A 17,140-nucleotide genomic window follows, 5' to 3' on the forward strand; every position below is an offset into this window, starting at 1 on the left:
CCGTGAGAAGAAGCGGGCCCCGCCGTGAGTGGCGGGGCCCGAGATCCGTTACGAACCGACCCTGCGCTTGTTCCACACGTCGAACCCGACCGCCGCCAGCAGTACCGCGCCCTTGATGACCTGCTGCCAGTCGGTGCCGATGCCGACGAGGTTCATGCCGTTGTTCAGCACGCCCAGGACCAGACCGCCGATGATCGCGCCGAGGACCGTGCCGACGCCGCCGCTCATCGACGCGCCGCCGATGAACGAGGCGGCGATGGCCTCCAGCTCGAAGTTGAGGCCCGCCTTGGGCGAGGCCGCGTTGAAGCGGGCGGCGAAGACCAGACCCGCCAGGGCCGCGAGCATGCCCATGTTCAGGAAGACCAGGAAGGTGACCTTCTTGTCCTTCACGCCCGACAGCTTGGCCGCGGGCAGGTTGCCGCCGATGGCGTAGATGTGGCGGCCGATGATCGCGTTGCGCATCAGATAGCCGAAGCCGACCACCAGCACGCCCAGGATGAGCAGCACGATCGGCGCGCCCTTGTAGCTGGCCAGCAGCAGCGTGACCACGAGGACCGCGGCGACCAGCGCGACCAGCTTGAGCAGGAACAGCTTGAGCGGCGGCACGTCGAGGGAGAACTCCAGCTGCCGCTTGCGGTCGCGGACCTCCTGGTAGACCACGAAGGCGATCAGGGCGAAGCCCAGCAGCAGGGTGAGGTTGTGGTAGTTGGTGTTCGGGCCGACCTCGGGCAGGAAGCCGTTGGCGATCTTCTGCAGGTCCTTGGGGAACGGGCCGAGGGTCTGGCCCTTGAGGAAGATCTCCGTCAGACCGCGGAAGAGCAGCATGCCCGCGAGGGTCACGATGAACGACGGTATGCCGAGATAGGCGATGAAGAAGCCCTGCACGGCACCGGCGGCGGCGCCGATGGCCAGGCAGAGGATCACCGCCACCGGCCAGGGCAGGTCGTGGTTGACCATCAGGACGGCGGCCGTCGCGCCGACGAAGGCGGTCAGTGAACCCACCGACAGGTCGATGTGGCCCGCGATGATGACGAGCATCATGCCGATCGCGAGGATCAGGATGTAGCTGTTCTGCAGCACCAGGTTGGAGACGTTGCGCGGCAGCAGCAGGTCGCCGTCCGACCACACCGCGAACAGCACCACGATCAGGCCGAGGGCCATCAGCATGCCGTACTGGCGCATGTTGCGGCGCAGGCCGTCGAGCATCAGCTGCAGCAGGCCGCCGCCGGAGGCCGGTCCCTCTCTGCCGGGCGGTGCCGGTGCGGGAGTCTTGGCTGTCACGTCCGTGCTCATCGGCTTACCTCTTCGCCCTTCAGGGTCTTCTGGTCCTGCTTGTCCTTCGTCATCTGCCGCATCAGCGCCTCCTGCGAGGCCTCGGCGCGCGAGAACTCACCCGTCAGCCGTCCCGCGGCCATCGTGTAGATGCGGTCGCACATGCCGAGCAGCTCGGGCAGTTCGGAGGAGATGAACACGACCGCCTTGCCCTCGGCCGCCAGGCGGTCGATGACCGTGTAGATCTCGTACTTGGCGCCGACGTCGATGCCGCGCGTGGGCTCGTCCAGGATCAGCACCTCGGGACCCGCGAAGATCCACTTGCTGAGGACGACCTTCTGCTGGTTGCCGCCGGACAGCTTGCCGACCGGCTCGAAGACGGTCGGCGCCTTGATGTTCATGGACTTGCGGTAGTCCTCGGCGACCTGCTGCTCACCGTGCTCGTCGACCACGCCCCGCTTGGAGACCTTGCCCAGCGCGGTCAGCGAGATGTTCCGGTTGATGGTGTCGATGAGGTTGAGGCCGTAGTGCTTGCGGTCCTCGGTGACGTAGGCGATCCCGTGCTTGACCGCCTCCGGGACGGTCTTCGTGCGGATCTCCCGGCCGTCCCTGAGGACCGTGCCGCCCGCGTGCCGGCCGTAGGTGCGGCCGAAGACGCTCATCGCCAGTTCGGTGCGCCCGGCGCCCATGAGCCCGGCGATGCCGACGATCTCGCCGCGCCGCACCTCGATCGAGACGTCGTCGACGACCTTGCGCTGCTGGTCGATGGGGTGGTGCACGGTCCAGTTGCGGATCTCCAGGGCCGGGGCCGTGCCCTCCTCGGGCTGGTGCGGGGTCCGGTCCGGGAAGCGGTTCTCCAGGTCGCGGCCGACCATCCCGCTGATGATCCGGTCCTCGGTGGTGTCCGCCGCCTTCACGTCGAGCGTCTCGATGGAGCGCCCGTCGCGGATGATGGTGACCGAGTCGGCGACCCGGCGGATCTCGTTCAGCTTGTGCGAGATGATGATCGAGGTGATGCCCTGCTCCTTCAACTGAAGGATCAGATCGAGGAGTTTGCCGCTGTCCTCGTCGTTGAGCGCCGCCGTGGGCTCGTCGAGGATGAGCAGTTTCACCTTCTTCGACAGCGCCTTGGCGATCTCCACCAACTGCTGCTTGCCCACGCCGATGTCGGCGACGCGGGTCTCCGGGTGCTCGTCGAGGCCGACCCGGCGCAGCAGTTCGGTGGCGTGCTTGAGGGTGTCGTTCCAGTTGATCAGTCCGCGCTTGGCGTGCTCGTTGCCGAGGAAGATGTTCTCCGCGATCGACAGGTACGGCACCAGGGCCAGTTCCTGGTGGATGATCACGATGCCGTGCTGCTCGCTCGCCCGGATGTCCTTGAACCGGCAGGCTTCGCCCTCGAAGAGGACGTCGCCCTCGTAACTGCCGTGCGGATGGACTCCGGAGAGCACCTTCATCAGGGTCGACTTTCCGGCGCCGTTCTCCCCGCAGATGGCGTGGACCTCGCCCTGGCGAACGGTGAGCGTGACGTCCGACAGCGCTTTGACACCGGGAAAGGTCTTGACGATCGAGCGCATTTCCAGGACGGGTCCCGCCATGGTCGTGCCTTCCAATCCTTGAGGGGGCCCGGTCAGTTGAGCTGGTCGGCGGAGTAGTAGCCGCCCTCGACGAGGACCTTCTCCCAGTTGCTCTTGTCGACGCTGACCGGCTGCAGCAGGTAGGCGGGGACGACCTTGGAGCCGTTGTCGTACGACTTGGTGTCGTTGACCTCGGGCTTCTTGTCGTTCAGGACCGCGTCGACCATGTTCGCGGCGACCTTGGCGAGTTCGCGCAGGTCCTTGAAGACGGTCTGGGTCTGCTGGCCCGCCTTGATCGACTTCACCGAGGCGATCTCGGCGTCCTGGCCGGTGACGACCGGCATGGCCTTGCTGCCGGAGCCGTAGCCGTCCGACTTCAGGGCGGACAGGATGCCGATGGAGATGCCGTCGTACGGCGAGAGCACCGCGTCGACCCGGGCGCTGCGGTAGCTGGAGGTGAGCAGGTCGTCCATGCGCTTCTGCGCGGTGCCGCCGTCCCAGCGCAGCGTGGTGACCTGGTTGAGGTCGGTCTGCTTGGAGCGGACGACGAGCTGGCCCTTGTCCAGGTACGGCTTCAGGACCTTCATCGCGCCGTTGAAGAAGTACCGGGTGTTGTTGTCGTCGTTGGAGCCGGCGAACAGCTCGATGTTGAAGGGGCCCTTCTTGCCCGCCTTCAGCCCGAGCTTGTCGACGATGTAGCCGCCCTGCAGCTCGCCGACCTTCTCGTTGTCGAACGAGGCGTAGTAGTCGACGTTCTCCGTGCCGAGGATCAGCCGGTCGTAGGAGATGACCGGGATGTCGGCGTCCTTGGCCTGCTGCATCACGTTGCCGAGGGACTTGTTGTCGATCGCGGCCACGATCAGGGCGTCCACGCCCTGCGTGATCATGTTCTCGATCTGCGAGACCTGTTGGTCCGGGTCGTCCTCGCCGAAGACCAGCTTGGTCTCGAAGCCCTTGGCCTTCAGTTCCTTCTCGACGTTGGCGCCGTCGGTGATCCAGCGCTCGGAGGACTTGGTCGGCATCGCGATGCCGACGGTGGCGCCGTCGCTGCCCGACTTGTCCTCCTCGCTGCCGCCCTCGCTGCTCTGGCCGCAGGCGGTCAGGGTGAGGGCGAGCGAGGCGGCGGAGGCTATCGCGGCGAGTGCGGCTCTGCGGTTGCGCATGGTCATCATCCTTGAGGTGAGGGCTGGTTCGGCGAGGCAGGTGTGTGGGATTGTGCGCGGTCGTGTCGTCTTTTGAGAAGGGAGTTTCCGGAACGTTATGACGAGATCTCGAACCGGTTGAGCGGGCCCGGCAGCCGGGTGCCGAGCGGCGCCATGTCGCCGTCCGCCCCGTGCCGGGCGAGCAGATCGAGGGCGAGGCGACCGCGGCGCACCCGCTCCTTCGCGGTGGCCAGCGTGAGTTCCCGCAGGTGGTGGCCGTACGGATAGATCCCGGGCGCCTTGGACAGGCCGAACTTCAGATACAGCGGGGCGCCGCGCCGGATCAGCTCGGCGACCTCGTACATGCGGACATAGCCGCCGAGGTCGTCCGGAGCCTCGATGTACATGTCCATCGGCGCGGCCGAAACCCGACGTATTTCGGTCAGGTGATCCGCCGTCAGGTCGCTGGGCACGTTGATGGAGTCGGCGCCGAGCCGCTCGTACACCGCGTACGAGGCCGGGTTGACCGGACCGACGAGCGCGGAGAGCTTGAGCGTGGTGCCGGCCGGGAGGAGGCCGGCCGCCCGGGCCCGGTGCAGCGTCCACAGCACGCCCTCGTCGGCGACCAGCAGACACTTGACGCCCAGCTCGCTCGCCCGCACGGCGTCCTCGACGCACCCGGCGACCGCGGCGTGGCCGCGCGCCCTGAGGCCCGCGCCGCCCGAGTCGGTCCGGGTGGAGGCGCCGATGTCCCAGGTGCCGCGCGGGCCGGTGAACAGGCAGAGCTCGATGTCGCGTTCGGCGGTGGCCTCGACCATCTCGGTGATCTCGGCGTCGGTCAGCATCCACACGCCGCTGCCCTGGCTGATCCGGTGGATCGGCACGTCGAGCCGCGAGGACTCCTTGAGCACCACCCCCAGCGCCTCCGGACCCTCGCAGGACGGGATCTCGGTGCGCCAGCGTCCGCCGCCCGGGAAGGAGTGCGGCGAGGTGTCGGCGGGGTCGGGGGCGGGCGCGGCCAGGCCGAGCGCGGTGAGGGCCTGCTCACCGGGCCTGCGTGCGGCGGCCGTGGCGGAAGCGTCGGTCACAAGCGTTCCTTAGTGTTCGATATGTCGGACGAAGTTCGCGGCGGCGGGTAGGAGGTGCCGCGGTGCGAGCGCCTTCGGGTTCCGGCGGCTCGGATGCGCGACGTCCGTTGCGGTGGGTGTACGCCGGTGCCAAGGCCGTCAGGTCGCCCCCGCACCGGCGTACGGCTCAGGGGAGGGCGTCCGGGTGCAGCAGCACCTTGCCGACCTTCGGGTCGCCGGAGCCCACCAGCTCGATGGCCTCCGAGAACTCCGCGAGCGGCAGCTCGTGCGTCACCAGCGGCCGCGGATCGAGCAGACCGGCGGCGAAGACCCGCACCGTGTGCGCCCAGGCGTCCGGCGGCGCCCCGAAGACGGTGTGCACCTCCAGCTGCCGTACGACCAGGTCGGTCGGGTCGAGGCCGTCGGCGCCCGGCGCCGGGATGCCGGTCAGCACCAGGCGCCCGCCCCGGCGCAGCAGCGCGGCGGCCGTACGCGCGGCGTCCGCGGACCCGGCGGTCTCGATCACGACGTCGAAGTCGTCCGTCAGCGGCCGGTCCTTGGTCCGGAAGTCGGTCGCGCCGAACTGCCGCGACAGCGCCTCCCGGTCCCCGCGCGTACCGACCACCAGCAGCTCGGCCGGGGAGGCGGCGCGCAGGAACTGCACGGCGAACATGCCGAGCGTGCCCGTCCCGACCACGGCCACCCGCTCACCGGGCCGGGCGTTCGTCTTCAGCGCGGCGGCGGCGATGCAGGCCGCGGGCTCCAGCAGGGCGGCCGCGGTGAGATCGGCGTCGTCGGGCAGGGCGTGCAGCAGCCGGGCGGGCAGGGTCAGGGTCGGGGCCATGGCACCCGGCTGGGTGAACCCGGTCTCCTCGTACCCGGCCGTGCACAGCGTCGTCTCGCCCGCGTGGCAGCGGTCGCACACCTGGCAGTTGCGGAAACCCTCGCCCACGACCTTCCGGCCGACGAGCGAGCCCGGCACGCCGGTGCCGACCCGCGCCACCGTCCCGGACCACTCGTGCCCGGGGGTGAGCGGGTAACGCACGTACCCCTCGGGCCGGTTGCCCTGGTAGACCTCGCGGTCGCTGCCGCAGATCCCCGCGGCGTGCACCCGCACCAGCGCCTCGCCGGGCCCCGGTTCACGCGGCTCGTGCGGCACCAGCCGGTGCACCCCCGGCGCCTCGACGAGGACCGCGCCGCTCATGCCCCGGCCCCCTTGGGGTCGCGCTTCTCCCAGCCCTCGGCCCACAGGTCGAACCGCGCCTGCTGCTGCGGGAACTCGGCCGCCGCGTCGGTGTCCAGCTCGACGCCGAGACCGGGCGCGTCGGAGAGGTGGAAGCACCCGTCCTTCGGATCCACCCGCGGCGCGCCCTTCACGACCTTCTTGATCTCCGCGTCGGCGAAGTCGTTGAAGTGCTCAAGGATCTTGAAGTTCGGGGAGGTGAACCCGACCTGGAGGCTCGCGGCGGTGAGCACCGGCCCGCCGACGTTGTGCGGGGCGACCAGCGTGTAGTGGGTCTCGGCGGTCGCGGCCAGCTTCCGGGTCTCCCAGATGCCGCCGATGTGGCCGACGTCGGGCTGGATGACGTCCACCGACTGGTCCTCGAACAGCTCGCGGAACTCGATCCGGTCGTGGATGCGCTCACCGGTGGCGACCGGGATGTCGACCTTCTCGGCGACCTTCTTCAGCGCCTTGAGGTTCTCCGGCGGGACCGGCTCCTCCAGCCAGGCCGGCCTGAACGGCGCGAGCTCGCGCGCGAGCCGGACGGCGGTGGACGGCGAGAACCGGCCGTGCATCTCCAGCATCAGCTCGGCGTCCGGCCCGATGGCGTCCCGCACGGCCTCGATCAGCGACACGGCGTAGTTCGTCTGCTGCTGGTCCAGCTCGAAGTGCCCGGTGCCGAACGGGTCGATCTTCAGCGCCCGGTAACCGCGCTCCATGACCCCCTGCGCCGCCTTGTGGTACGCCTCCGGCGTCCGCTCGGTGGTGTACCACCCGTTGGCGTAGGCCTTGACCCTGTCGGTGACCTTCCCGCCCAGCAGCTGCCACACCGGGACACCGAGGGCCTTGCCCTTGATGTCCCAGCACGCCATCTCGACGACCGCGATGCCGGACATCACGATCTCGCCCGCGCGGCCGAAGTCGCCGTACTTCATGCGGCGGACCAGATCCTCGACAGCGAACGGGTCGGAACCGAGAATGTGGTTGGCCTCGGCCTCCTTCAGGTAGCCGAGGAGAGCGTCGGTGTGCCCCAGCATCCGGGTCTCGCCGACTCCGGTGAGGCCCTCGTCGGTGTGCACCTGGACGTAGGTCAGGTTGCGCCACGGCGTCCCGACCACGTGTGTGCTGATTCCGGTGATGCGCACGGCGGCTGCCCTTCGCTGTGTTCGATATTTCGTCACTCGTTCGAAATGTTGGCGTGACAGTAAGGACGGGGTGCTCGGAGTGTCAATGGGTCGGACACATAACGGTTTCGGCAGTTTCGCAGACGGGGAAGAGGCGGCCCCGCGTGCTTCCCCACACAACTTTCACAGTGGCCTCTAGGAACGCACCCTTCCCGGAACTTAACCTTCCCGCGTCATGGACTACTGCCACCCGTGCCGACGGCACCTCAACGGCGCCCTCGCCTGCCCGGGCTGCGGCACGCCCTGCCACCAACTCCGCGCGGCGGACGACGCCCTGACGGCGAGTGAGGTCTTCGACCGGCGATACGGGGTCGAGCCGGCGACGGCCGACGACACCCCCCGGGAAGCCCCGGGGCGAAAGCTCGACGAGGACCCGGCCGAGACCCTCGACGACGACCCGGACGAGAGCCTCGACGAGGACCCCGACGACGCCACCCCGTCCGGCGCCCGCTCCAGCCGCCGTGACCGCAAGGCCGCCGCCCACCGCAGGCGCCGCCGCCGGACCCTGCTCGTCGTCGCGGGCTTCGTCCTGGCGGCCGGGGGACTGAGCCTGGCCGAACTCGGCATGGACGCCCCGCACTCCCCGGAGAAACCGGCCGCGGCGGGCGGCGAGACGACGGACGGCGAGGCGACGAGAGAGGTGGGCGAGGCGTCGGCGGTCCCGGCCGACGCCCCCTCGGGAACGACCACGACCTCGGACACGCCGTCCACGAGCGCGTCCGCCTCGACAACGGTGTCGGCGTCCCCGTCGTCCTCACCGGACGCCACGAAGTCGGACACGGCGACCGAGCCCGACTCCCCGTCGGCCTCCCGCCCCTCGTCCCCGGACCCCACCGGCCCCGCGAACCCGGACCCGTCGTCCCCGGAGTCCGACGACGACCCGCCCCCGACGACGACCCCCACCCCACCGCAGTCCCCGGACCCGACCCCGACGGAAACCTGCGACCGCTTCCTGTGGTGGTGCACGTAAGCGCTCCGCGTGCCCCGTGAGCGGTGCGGCCAGGACTCCCTTTGGGGTGGTTGTCGCTACTCCTGGACGGATACGGTCTTACGCAACGGGAGGTGCCGGAGCGTTCACCGTTCCGGGTGGCACGGGGAGTCGGTGGGGTATGGCCATGTCAGGGACGGCGCGGGCCTGGATCGTCATGACGGCGGTGGTGGCGGGAGCGGCCTCGGCGGCCTTGGTGCTCGTGGCGGTCCTGGCAGACCTGGACACCGCCGGACAGGCCGCGAGCCTGGCGGGCGCGGTGGTCGGCCTCCTCGCCCTGGTGGTATCGGTGATCGCCCTGTTCCGCAGCAGCACTCCGACCGCAGGGCCGCGGTCGGTGCAATCCGGCGGAGGCATCGGCCGTGCGGTTACCGGCGACCGCAACCGTCTGGGATCCGCGACACCGCCCGTCCCCACGTCGGCCTCCCCCTCTCCCTCCGGCAACGCCGTACCGGGCGAGCGAGGAGTCTCCGCTTCCGGTGGCATCGGCCAGGCCGTCACCGGCGACGAGAACGAGGACGCGTGAAGTGGTGGCGGGGCCTGCGCAAGCCCGCTGAAGCCGCCCTCCAGAACGCTTCAGCCTCCGGAGTCGGGGCGGCGGCACCGTGCGGGAGACCCCTGGAGGAGCGGGCGGTCGACGCCGATGGAGACCTGGGTGTGGTCGTCACCGGCGACCACAACAGCACCACCACGATCATGGGCGACGTGATCGTGCACGGTGCGAGCAAGGCGCCGCTCTCGGTGTACGAGGCGGAGATCCGCATACTGGCGGCCGCCCGGTTCGAGGGTAGAGAGCAGGAACTCGCCGAGATGAGCGACTTCGCTCTCGGCGAGGACGCGCACGGTCCCTCGTACTGGCGATGGCTGGCCCCGGCCTGGTCGGGCAAGACGGCGATCATGGCGCAGTTCGCCCTGAACCCTCCCGACGGCGTGCACGTACTGGCCTTCTTCATCACCGCCCGGTTGGCCGGCCGATCCGACCGCACCGCCTTCCTGTCCATGCTGCAACAGCAGTTGCGCGCCTACCTGGAGGACAGCGACCTCGACTGTGGCGGCTACGGCGGCTTCCATGACGCCCTGCGCCGCGCCGCCGAGCGGGCACTCGACCGAGGGCAGCGGCTCGTGCTGGTCGTTGACGGACTGGACGAGGACAGCGGCGTGGAATCCGCGTTCGCCGGATACAGCATCGCCGGGCTGCTACCCGCTGCCCCGACGGCCGGCTTGCGAGTGATCGTCGCCGGTCGGCCCAATCCGCCTGTTCCCGGCGATGTGTCCAACGGCCATCCGCTGCGTGCGAGTCACATCAACCACGACCTCGCCGAGTCACCCGCCGCCCGCGCGGTGCGCGTGGATGCCGAACGCAACCTGAACGACATGATCGTCGCGGGGGACCTGTCGCTCGATCTCGTCGGTCTGACTTCCGCCGCGGGCGGCGGACTCAGCGCCGCCGACTATGCCCTTCTGGTCGGGGACCGTACTCCTCGGCAGATCGAAGCGGTGCTCAGCGGTGCGACAGGGCGGTCCTTCCAGCTCCGCCCCGCGCAGTGGCCCCTCAGCGACGGCCGACGTCCCTCCCTGTACTCCTTCGCCCACCAAGAGCTCGTGGTCAGCGCCCAGCACCTGCTGCGTCCTTCCGTGCTGCGTGACTACCGAGCACGGGTGCACGACCTGGTCGACGCGTGCAGGGAAGGGGGGTGGCCGCAGGAGACTCCCGAGTACGCGCTGACGGGCTACCCGCAGATGCTGCGCCAGCAGCGGGACACCGCGCGGCTTACCCGGCTCGCGACCGATCCGGCACGGCACGAACGGCTCTGGCACACCACCGGAAGCGACACCGAAGCCCTCACCGAGATCACCGATGCCTTCACCCTGCACAGGGCAGAACCGGAAGCGGACCTCGTCTCGTGCGTGCGCCTCTCACACTTCCGTGACGAACTCAGGCGCAAGGCACTGAGTTTCCCGGCCGAGGCCATCACCGTCCTGGCCAAGCTCGGACACGTCCGAAAGGCTGTGGCGCTACTCGGTGCCAGGGTCGAGTTTTCTGCGCACGAGTCTCGACTGTTCGCGGATGTTCTCCATGAAGCATGGCTGATCGGTGAGGGGCAGGTGGTCCTGCGTGCCGCCCACGCCTTGGTGCGCCCCGCCGTACGCGACCAGGCTCTGCGAGGCTGTGTCTATGCGCTGGCGAACGTGGAAGAGGTCGATGAGGCCGTCGAACTGGCCCGCGCGATCAGCGATGTGAGTGAGCAGAGCGGAGCGTTCGTCGATGCGGCGCGGATCCTCATCAGGGCAGGACGGCTGGATCGGAGCGTCGGTCTTGCGCACGAAGCCGCTGAGACGGCTCGCTCGTCCGGCGATCCGGTGAGCCGAGTTGAAGCGCTGACCGCCGTGGTAGAGGTATTTGGGGAGGCCGGACGGACGGAGGAAGCCGCCTGCCTGGCTACCGAGACGGTCGATGTGGTGCGCAGCCTCACTGACCCGCCTCACCGGTCGTGGCCGTCGGCCGTAGCGGCTGAAGCGCTCATGGAGGCCGGGCGGCTGGAGGAGGCCGTCGGTCTGGCCCGTAACGCTGCCGAGGACGCTGGTGGCCTGGGTGATCCGGACGAGCGGGTCAGGGTGTTGCAGCAGGTCGCGTACGTGCTGGCCAAGGTTGGGCAGGGCGAGGAAGCTGTCCGGTGCGCTCAGACGATCGATGATCCGGGTCATCGGTGCGGAGTGCTGGTCGGAGTGGCCGAGGCGTTGGTGAAGGCAGGGCGGCCGGAGGAGGCCGTCGGTTCGGTGCGTGACGCTGCTGAATTGGTGGATGATCTGGCAGACCTCGAAGAGCGGGCAGGAGTCTTGGCCGAGTCGGCCCACGTGCTGGCGAAGGTGGGGCGGGGAGAGGAGGGGATCCGGCTCGCGCGCACGATCAGCGATCCCCGGCGCCGGTTCCCAGCAGTGATCGATGTGCTGTGGACGCTGGTGAAGGCCAAGCTGCCGGGGGACGCTATCGCTCTTGTCCCGCATGCTACCGAGGCGGCGGGCGACCTCGCCGAGCTGCCCGAGCGCGCCGACGCGCTCGGACGAGTGGCACAGTTGCTGGTCACTGCAGAGAGGCCGGAGGAAGCGGCACGCCTGATGGATTCGGTCAGCGATCCCGGGCACCGAGCCATGGCATGGAGCAAGGTGGCGTTGACCATGGCGACGGTCGGCTACACCGACGAGGCCATGCGGCGTGGGATCGCCGCCGCCGAGGCAGTCAGCACGGTCGGCAACGCTGCGACGCGGGCCGACGGACTCCTGCGCGTCGCACGCGTACTCAAGAAGACGGGGCAGGCCGAGGAAGCGGCGCGTCTGGTCAACCGAGCCGCCGAAGCGGCCGCCACTATCGGCGCTCCCCAACACCGCGCGGTTGCCCTGGTGGAAGCGGCTCGTGCATTGGCGGACGCGAGGGAGGCGGACCGTGCGACCCGGTACACGGAAATCGCCATCGAAGCGGCCCGCACCGCACCCGATGTCGCCCGGACGGTCTCGAGCACCCTGCAAGTGGCTCGGGCGCTGGCCCAGGTGGACCGTACGGAGGAAGCCAAGGGACTCGCCCGGGTCGCCGTCGACGCGGCGGGGTCCGTCAAGGAACCCGTCGCCCGGGCCAGGCTGCTGAGTCATGCCGCGCTTTCGTTGGCAGAGACGGGGCAGGCGGCGGAGGCAATCCAACTCAGCGATAGGTATGCCCGAGTGAGCCGAGGGCACATTGATCCTGATGATCAGGCGGAGGCCTTGGCGAACGTGGCTGGTGCGCTGGCGAAGGCAGGGTGGGCGGAGGAAGCCGTTCGTCTCGCGCACACTGCCGCCGACCTGGCGCGTGCGGCACCTGACCCAGTTTGGCGCTCCTGGGCCTTGGCAAACGTCGCTGAAACACTGGCCGAGGTGGGCTCGGCCGATGAGAGTATGCGGCTCGCGGAGACCGTCACCGAGCCCGACGACCGGGCGATGGCACTGGCGGCCGCGGCCCGGGCACTGACCAAGGCGGGCCGGACGGATGAGGCTGTCCGCCTGGCGCACATGGCCGTCCGTCTGGCGAGTACCACGCCGAACGCCTCCTACCGCGTCCTGGCACTCACCGACGCGGCGCGGGCGCTGGTGGCGGTCGGGAGACCGGGCGCCGCAGCCGAGATCGCTGAAGGCTTCATCGGGGACGAACAGGCCATGACGCTGGCCAACGTCGCTGGCGCCCTGGCAGCACTGGCGGGAGAACTCGCGCACGCGGAACATACGGAGGATGCCGTCCGTCTCGCTCATCGAGCTGCGGAGCTGGCCCGCACCGCGCCGAACGTCTCCAACCGCGCCTCGGCACTGGCTGGTGTGGCGAAGGCATTGGCCAGGGCGGGTCACTTGGACCAGGCCATCGAGGTCGCTGGCACCATCACCGAGCCGTCCCGGTGTGCCTCCGCGCTGGCGGCCCTGGCCAGGGCCCGAGGTCGCTCCCCCGAGGCGCGATCGCTGCTCCGCCGGGCGCTGTCGCTCCACACTCACCAGGAGGCACTGAAGGAATTGGCGATGATATGTCCCGAGGCGCTCGACGAGGCCCTGTCCTGCCTGCGACGGACGGGCGCTATGACTGCGGAACTACAGGCAAGCGGGTCGGAGCGTCAGTAAGTGATCTCCCAGCACCCTTGCTAGGTGACACGCTTTTGAAAGCCACCCAAACGCTTTTGCCGACCACTTGCTGTGTGACCCCCATGTCGTCGGCAACCTCCCGGACAAGCCGTAAACCGCGTCCGGAGCACGCCTCCCAGTCGGCCTCTGGGACGTCGATATCGAGCTGTCGGTCGCCGCTGTCCCGCACCGCGAGGCGGATCACCGAGCCGTCGAGTGTGAGAGTCACGCAGTACTCCCTGCCGGGCGGTGCTCCGTGGAGGAGTGCGTTGGTGGCCAACTCCGAGACGCAGAGCGTTATGTCGTCAAGTCGATCGGTGTGACCCCAGCCCGTCAGGACCTGACGAACGAAGGCGCGGGCGTCGCGCACCGAGGCGCGCGAGCGTGGGAAACGACGGTGTCGTGACAAGGACACGAGGGGTCACCTCACGGAGTTGGGGCGTCCGACGAAGCGCGACCTTACCGCTTTTTGTGAAATGTAGCTAGGTGGCAGGATAGGGAGGAACACACGGGCGAAGTCGCCTAACGTTGGCCCCCGATGGGCGTAGCGTCGGCCGCAAGGAGGGCCTCATGGGTGCGAGCAGATGGGTCAGCACGTCCCTTCCGTATCTGACGCCGCAGGAGAAGGGCAACGGCGACGCCTGGGGCGCGGAGGCCGAGGAGCAGGGTCGCCGGGGGACCCAGCGCATCCTCCATGCCGGCGAGGTGCCCGCGCCCGCCGAGGTGGCGAGACTGCTCCGCGTCGACGAAGGTGAACCGGTCGTCGTGCGTCGGCGCCTGATCCTCCTCGACGGGTTGCCGAACGAATTGACCGACACCTACTACCCACTGGCCGTCGCCCGGGGAACCGCCCTGGCGCGCACCGCCAAGATCCGCGGTGGTGCCGTCACCTTGCTCGCCGAACTCGGCCACATCGGCGTCCTGGTGCGCGAGGACGTGACGGCCACGATGCCGGACGAGGAGGAGCGCCGGGCCCTGGAGACCGCCCCTGACGAGCCGGTGCTGCGGCTCAGCCGAGTGACCCTCGACCGCGAGGGCCGCCCGATCCAGGTGGATCGTATGGTGATGCCTGCCCTGCGGCAGAGGCTGCGCTACGAGATCGAGATCGGATGACCGTGCCCCAAGCGGAAACGGAGGGTGCCGACCGTCGCTCCCTCCATGAGCGCATCGCCGCCGACCTGCGCGACGACATCATGAGCGGCGAACTGGCGCCAGGCGCGAGCCTCCCCTCCACGGCACGGCTCAAGGAGCGCTTCGACGCGTCGAACGCCACGGTGCAGAAGGCGTTGCAGCTCCTCAAGGAGGAAGGTCTTGTGGTCGGCAGGGCCGGAGCCTCCGTCACCGTCCGCGAGCATCGGCAGCGTACGGTCTCACCGGCCGCGCTCACCACAGCGGACCGCTGGCTCACAGAGGCTGCCAAGCACGGCACCCGCGCCCGCAGCGTGCTCCGTGATGTCGCGGAGGTCTGCCCGCCCGCCGACGTCCGTTCCGCCTTCGGCCTCCCCGCGGACGGCAGGGCACTGCTGCGCAGCCAGATTCTGCTGATCGACGACGAACCCGCCGAACTCGTCGACTGCTATTACCCGTTGGACATCGTCCGGGACACGGCACTCATGGAGCGCCGTCGGATCAAGAACGGCGCACCCGCGCTGCTGGCGGAACTGGGCCACCCCGCGCGCCGCAGCGTGGATCGAGTCTCCGCGCGGATTCCGACCCAGGCGCAGTACCAGGCACTCCACCTCACCAGCGGCACGCCCGTCCTGCGCACCCTCAGGGTCGTCCACGGTGACGGGGGCACCCCGGTCGAGGTGACGGTCATGGTGAAGGCCGGGCACCTCTACGAGTTGCGGTACGAGTTCGAAGCGCGCTGACGGTCAGTCCTCCGGCGAGCTCTCCCCGACCATCAGCCGCAGCGCGTCCCGCAGTGCCACCCGCTCCGCCTCCGACAGCCCCGCCAGTGGCTCGCGTGCGAAGCGCAGTGACTCGCGCAGTCCCCGGGCCACCAGGCGTCCCTCCTCCGTCGCCGCCGCGACCTTCACCCGGCGGTCGCCGGGGTCGGGGCGGCGCTCGACCAGGCCCCGCGCCCCCAGTCGGTCCACGATCCCCGTGACGTTCGACGGCTCGCACTTCAGCCTCTGGGCCAGCTTCCGCATCGGCAGCGGCTCCAGCGACAGCAGGCTCAGCAGCTTCGCCTGCGCCCCGGTCAGGGCGCGCTCCGCCGCCGCCTCCTCGTAGTCCGCGTGGAAGCGGGCCACGACCTCGCCGATCAGTTCGACGACTTCCAGGGTGAGAGCGTCGGGGCGGCGGGTCGTGTCGCGTGGTGTGGCCATGCGATCCAGGGTACCCATTTGTTTGACAAGCTGAAATGTTCAGCCGCATGGTTGTTTCAGAGCATGAAACATTCTCGGCGGCCCAGTCGGGCCCGAGCAAACCTCAGGAAAGGTGTCCCATGACCGACTCCCCAGCCCTCCCCGCCGTCAACCGCGCATGGCACCTGGTCACCCGCCCGGTCGGCTGGCCGAAGCCCGAGGACTTCGCGCTCGTCGAGTCGGAGGTCCCCACCCCGGGCGCCGGGCAGGTGCTGGTGCGCAACCTGTACGTCTCCGTCGACCCGTACATGCGCGGGCGGATGAGCGCCGCCAAGTCCTACGCCGCCCCCTACGAGCTGGACAAGCCCATGCTGGGCGGCGCGGTCGGCGAGGTCGTCGCCTCCGACGCCGAGAACGTCGCCGTCGGCGAGCACGTCCTGCACTTCTTCGGCTGGCGCGAGTACGCCGTCGTGGACGCGGCGAACGCCGTCAAGGTGGACCCGGACGCGGCGCCCCTGTCGACGTACCTGGGCGTGCTCGGCATGACCGGGCTCACCGCCTATGCCGGCCTGCTGCGCACCGCCTCCTTCAAGGAGGGCGACTCCGTCTTCGTCTCGGGCGCCGCGGGCGCGGTCGGCAGCCAGGTGGGGCAGATCGCCAAGCTCAAGGGCGCCTCGCGGGTCATCGGCTCGGCCGGCTCGGACGAGAAGGTCAAGCTGCTCCTCGACGAGTACGGCTTCGACGCCGCCTTCAACTACAAGAACGGCCCGGTGAGCGAGCAGCTGCGCGCCGCCGCCCCGGACGGCGTCGACGTCTACTTCGACAACGTCGGCGGCGACCACCTGGAGGCCGCCATCGGCTCCCTCAACCTGAACGGCCGCATCGCCATCTGCGGCGCGATCTCCGTCTACAACAACACCCAGCCCGCGCCCGGCCCGAAGAACCTCGCCCGCCTCATCCAGACCCGCGGCCGCATCGAGGGCTTCCTGGTCGGCGACCACTACGACCTCCAGCCGCAGTTCGTCCAGGAAGTCGGCCCCTGGGTGCGGGACGGCGAGCTGAAGTACCGCGAGACGGTCGTCGAGGGCATCGAGAACAACCTGGAGGCGTTCCTCGGGGTCCTGCGCGGCGACAACACCGGAAAGATGATCGTCAAGCTCTGACTTCCCGAAGATTCCGCCATGCGGTAGCGTCTTTCCGAAATCCGTCGTGATCGTGGGCGCGAGTCACGGCGGACCTAGGAGGAAGACACCCGTATGCCCATCCAGCAGTCCGAAGTGCTCTACACCGCCGTCGCCACCGCCGAGAACGGCCGCGACGGCCGGGTCGCCACCGACGACGGCAAGCTCGACGTCGTCGTGAACCCGCCGAAGGAGATGGGCGGCAACGGCGCCGGCACCAACCCGGAGCAGCTGTTCGCCGCCGGGTACAGCGCCTGCTTCCAGGGCGCCCTCGGCGTCGTGGCCCGCCAGGAGGGCGCCGACATCTCCGGGTCCACCGTGACCGCGAAGGTCGGCATCGGCAAGAACGACGACGGCTTCGGCATCATCGTCGAGATCTCCGCCCGGATCCCGGCGGTCGACGCCGCCACCGCGCGGTCGCTGGTGGAGAAGGCCCACCAGGTCTGCCCGTACTCGAAGGCGACCCGCGGCAACATCACCGTCACGCTCGCCTGACCCTGACCCTGACCCTGACCCTGACCCTGACCCTGACCCGAACCCGAACCCGGACCCGGGAACGGACCCGC

Annotated in this window: 15 protein-coding genes; 7 read left to right on the forward strand and 8 right to left on the reverse strand. The window is 69.5% G+C overall.

The features are described 5' to 3' along the window. Positions 1 to 48 precede the first annotated feature (48 nt). The 6 genes from mmsB to ACH4D3_RS08885 form a co-directional block, all read right to left on the reverse strand. Positions 49 to 1,293, reverse strand: coding sequence for a multiple monosaccharide ABC transporter permease (mmsB, locus tag ACH4D3_RS08860; protein WP_398318245.1), 1,245 nt, complete (start codon positions 1,291 to 1,293; stop codon positions 49 to 51). Next, positions 1,290 to 2,867 carry a multiple monosaccharide ABC transporter ATP-binding protein gene (gene mmsA / locus ACH4D3_RS08865; protein WP_398318248.1) on the reverse strand — a complete coding sequence of 526 codons (1,578 nt, stop codon included), beginning with the start codon at positions 2,865 to 2,867 and terminating at the stop codon, positions 1,290 to 1,292. Before mmsA ends, mmsB begins: the two co-directional genes overlap by 4 nt. Positions 2,868 to 2,899: 32 nt before the next feature. Then, on the reverse strand, positions 2,900 to 4,009 hold the full coding sequence (gene chvE, locus ACH4D3_RS08870; protein ID WP_398318251.1) for a multiple monosaccharide ABC transporter substrate-binding protein: 1,110 nt from the start codon (positions 4,007 to 4,009) through the stop codon (positions 2,900 to 2,902). Positions 4,010 to 4,104: 95 nt separating this feature from the next. Next, positions 4,105 to 5,076, reverse strand: a complete 972-nt coding sequence (locus ACH4D3_RS08875; protein ID WP_398318254.1) for a hypothetical protein — start codon at positions 5,074 to 5,076, stop codon at positions 4,105 to 4,107. 166 nt (positions 5,077 to 5,242) lie between these two features. Beyond that, a complete protein-coding gene (locus ACH4D3_RS08880) occupies positions 5,243 to 6,259 on the reverse strand; it encodes a zinc-binding dehydrogenase (protein ID WP_398318257.1) in 1,017 nt (338 codons plus the stop codon). Continuing rightward, entirely contained in the window at positions 6,256 to 7,422 is a 1,167-nt protein-coding gene (locus ACH4D3_RS08885; protein ID WP_398318260.1) for a mandelate racemase/muconate lactonizing enzyme family protein, read from the reverse strand. The genes ACH4D3_RS08880 and ACH4D3_RS08885 overlap by 4 nt, the downstream gene beginning before the upstream one ends. A gap of 214 nt (positions 7,423 to 7,636) precedes the next feature. On the opposite strand from ACH4D3_RS08885, the gene ACH4D3_RS08890 reads away from it, so the two are divergent. The 3 genes from ACH4D3_RS08890 (at position 7,637) to ACH4D3_RS08900 (ending at position 13,084) form a co-directional block, all read left to right on the forward strand. Beyond that, positions 7,637 to 8,431 carry a hypothetical protein gene (locus tag ACH4D3_RS08890; RefSeq protein WP_398318263.1) on the forward strand — a complete coding sequence of 265 codons (795 nt, stop codon included), beginning with the start codon at positions 7,637 to 7,639 and terminating at the stop codon, positions 8,429 to 8,431. 139 nt (positions 8,432 to 8,570) lie between these two features. Continuing rightward, positions 8,571 to 8,975 (forward strand): hypothetical protein, encoded by a 405-nt coding sequence (locus ACH4D3_RS08895; protein ID WP_398318266.1) that lies wholly within the window; start codon positions 8,571 to 8,573, stop codon positions 8,973 to 8,975. Positions 8,976 to 9,106: 131 nt separating this feature from the next. Beyond that, complete coding sequence (locus ACH4D3_RS08900) at positions 9,107 to 13,084, forward strand: hypothetical protein (protein ID WP_398318269.1); 3,978 nt, start codon at positions 9,107 to 9,109, stop codon at positions 13,082 to 13,084. Here the strand turns inward: ACH4D3_RS08900 and ACH4D3_RS08905 are convergent. After that, positions 13,041 to 13,499: an ATP-binding protein gene (locus ACH4D3_RS08905; protein ID WP_398318272.1), complete on the reverse strand. Its 459-nt coding sequence runs from the start codon at positions 13,497 to 13,499 to the stop codon at positions 13,041 to 13,043. The two genes, ACH4D3_RS08900 and ACH4D3_RS08905, sit on opposite strands and share 44 nt — an antisense overlap. A gap of 155 nt (positions 13,500 to 13,654) precedes the next feature. Here ACH4D3_RS08905 and ACH4D3_RS08910 point away from each other — a divergent pair, with 155 nt between their 5' ends. Together ACH4D3_RS08910 and ACH4D3_RS08915 are read left to right on the forward strand one after the other, a co-directional pair. Next, entirely contained in the window at positions 13,655 to 14,197 is a 543-nt protein-coding gene (locus ACH4D3_RS08910) for a GntR family transcriptional regulator (RefSeq protein ID WP_398318275.1), read from the forward strand. Beyond that, on the forward strand, positions 14,194 to 14,955 hold the full coding sequence (locus tag ACH4D3_RS08915; protein WP_398318278.1) for a GntR family transcriptional regulator: 762 nt from the start codon (positions 14,194 to 14,196) through the stop codon (positions 14,953 to 14,955). Before ACH4D3_RS08910 ends, ACH4D3_RS08915 begins: the two co-directional genes overlap by 4 nt. A 3-nt stretch (positions 14,956 to 14,958) precedes the next feature. On the opposite strand, the gene ACH4D3_RS08920 is transcribed toward ACH4D3_RS08915, so the two are convergent. Next, a complete protein-coding gene (locus ACH4D3_RS08920; RefSeq protein WP_398318281.1) occupies positions 14,959 to 15,414 on the reverse strand; it encodes a MarR family winged helix-turn-helix transcriptional regulator in 456 nt (151 codons plus the stop codon). 119 nt (positions 15,415 to 15,533) lie between these two features. On the opposite strand from ACH4D3_RS08920, the gene ACH4D3_RS08925 reads away from it, so the two are divergent. Then, entirely contained in the window at positions 15,534 to 16,556 is a 1,023-nt protein-coding gene (locus ACH4D3_RS08925; protein WP_398318284.1) for an NADP-dependent oxidoreductase, read from the forward strand. Positions 16,557 to 16,649: 93 nt separating this feature from the next. Then, entirely contained in the window at positions 16,650 to 17,069 is a 420-nt protein-coding gene (locus ACH4D3_RS08930; protein ID WP_398318287.1) for an organic hydroperoxide resistance protein, read from the forward strand. The last annotated feature ends 71 nt before the right edge of the window (positions 17,070 to 17,140 follow it).

This window comes from Streptomyces sp. NPDC018026 (assembly GCF_044327745.1).
In the GTDB taxonomy this organism is placed as follows: domain Bacteria; phylum Actinomycetota; class Actinomycetes; order Streptomycetales; family Streptomycetaceae; genus Streptomyces; species Streptomyces rubrogriseus.

Bases quoted from the DNA above. Each gene is read 5' to 3' on its own strand.
- mmsB (WP_398318245.1), bottom strand. From the start codon at position 1,293: ATGAGCACGGACGTGACAGCCAAGACTCCCGCACCGGCACCGCCCGGC.
- mmsA (WP_398318248.1), bottom strand. From the start codon at position 2,867: ATGGCGGGACCCGTCCTGGAAATGCGCTCGATCGTCAAGACCTTTCCC.
- chvE (WP_398318251.1), bottom strand. From the start codon at position 4,009: ATGCGCAACCGCAGAGCCGCACTCGCCGCGATAGCCTCCGCCGCCTCG.
- ACH4D3_RS08880 (WP_398318257.1), bottom strand. From the start codon at position 6,259: ATGAGCGGCGCGGTCCTCGTCGAGGCGCCGGGGGTGCACCGGCTGGTG.
- ACH4D3_RS08890 (WP_398318263.1), top strand. From the start codon at position 7,637: ATGGACTACTGCCACCCGTGCCGACGGCACCTCAACGGCGCCCTCGCC.
- ACH4D3_RS08895 (WP_398318266.1), top strand. From the start codon at position 8,571: ATGGCCATGTCAGGGACGGCGCGGGCCTGGATCGTCATGACGGCGGTG.
- ACH4D3_RS08910 (WP_398318275.1), top strand. From the start codon at position 13,655: ATGGGTGCGAGCAGATGGGTCAGCACGTCCCTTCCGTATCTGACGCCG.
- ACH4D3_RS08915 (WP_398318278.1), top strand. From the start codon at position 14,194: ATGACCGTGCCCCAAGCGGAAACGGAGGGTGCCGACCGTCGCTCCCTC.
- ACH4D3_RS08920 (WP_398318281.1), bottom strand. From the start codon at position 15,414: ATGGCCACACCACGCGACACGACCCGCCGCCCCGACGCTCTCACCCTG.
- ACH4D3_RS08925 (WP_398318284.1), top strand. From the start codon at position 15,534: ATGACCGACTCCCCAGCCCTCCCCGCCGTCAACCGCGCATGGCACCTG.
- ACH4D3_RS08930 (WP_398318287.1), top strand. From the start codon at position 16,650: ATGCCCATCCAGCAGTCCGAAGTGCTCTACACCGCCGTCGCCACCGCC.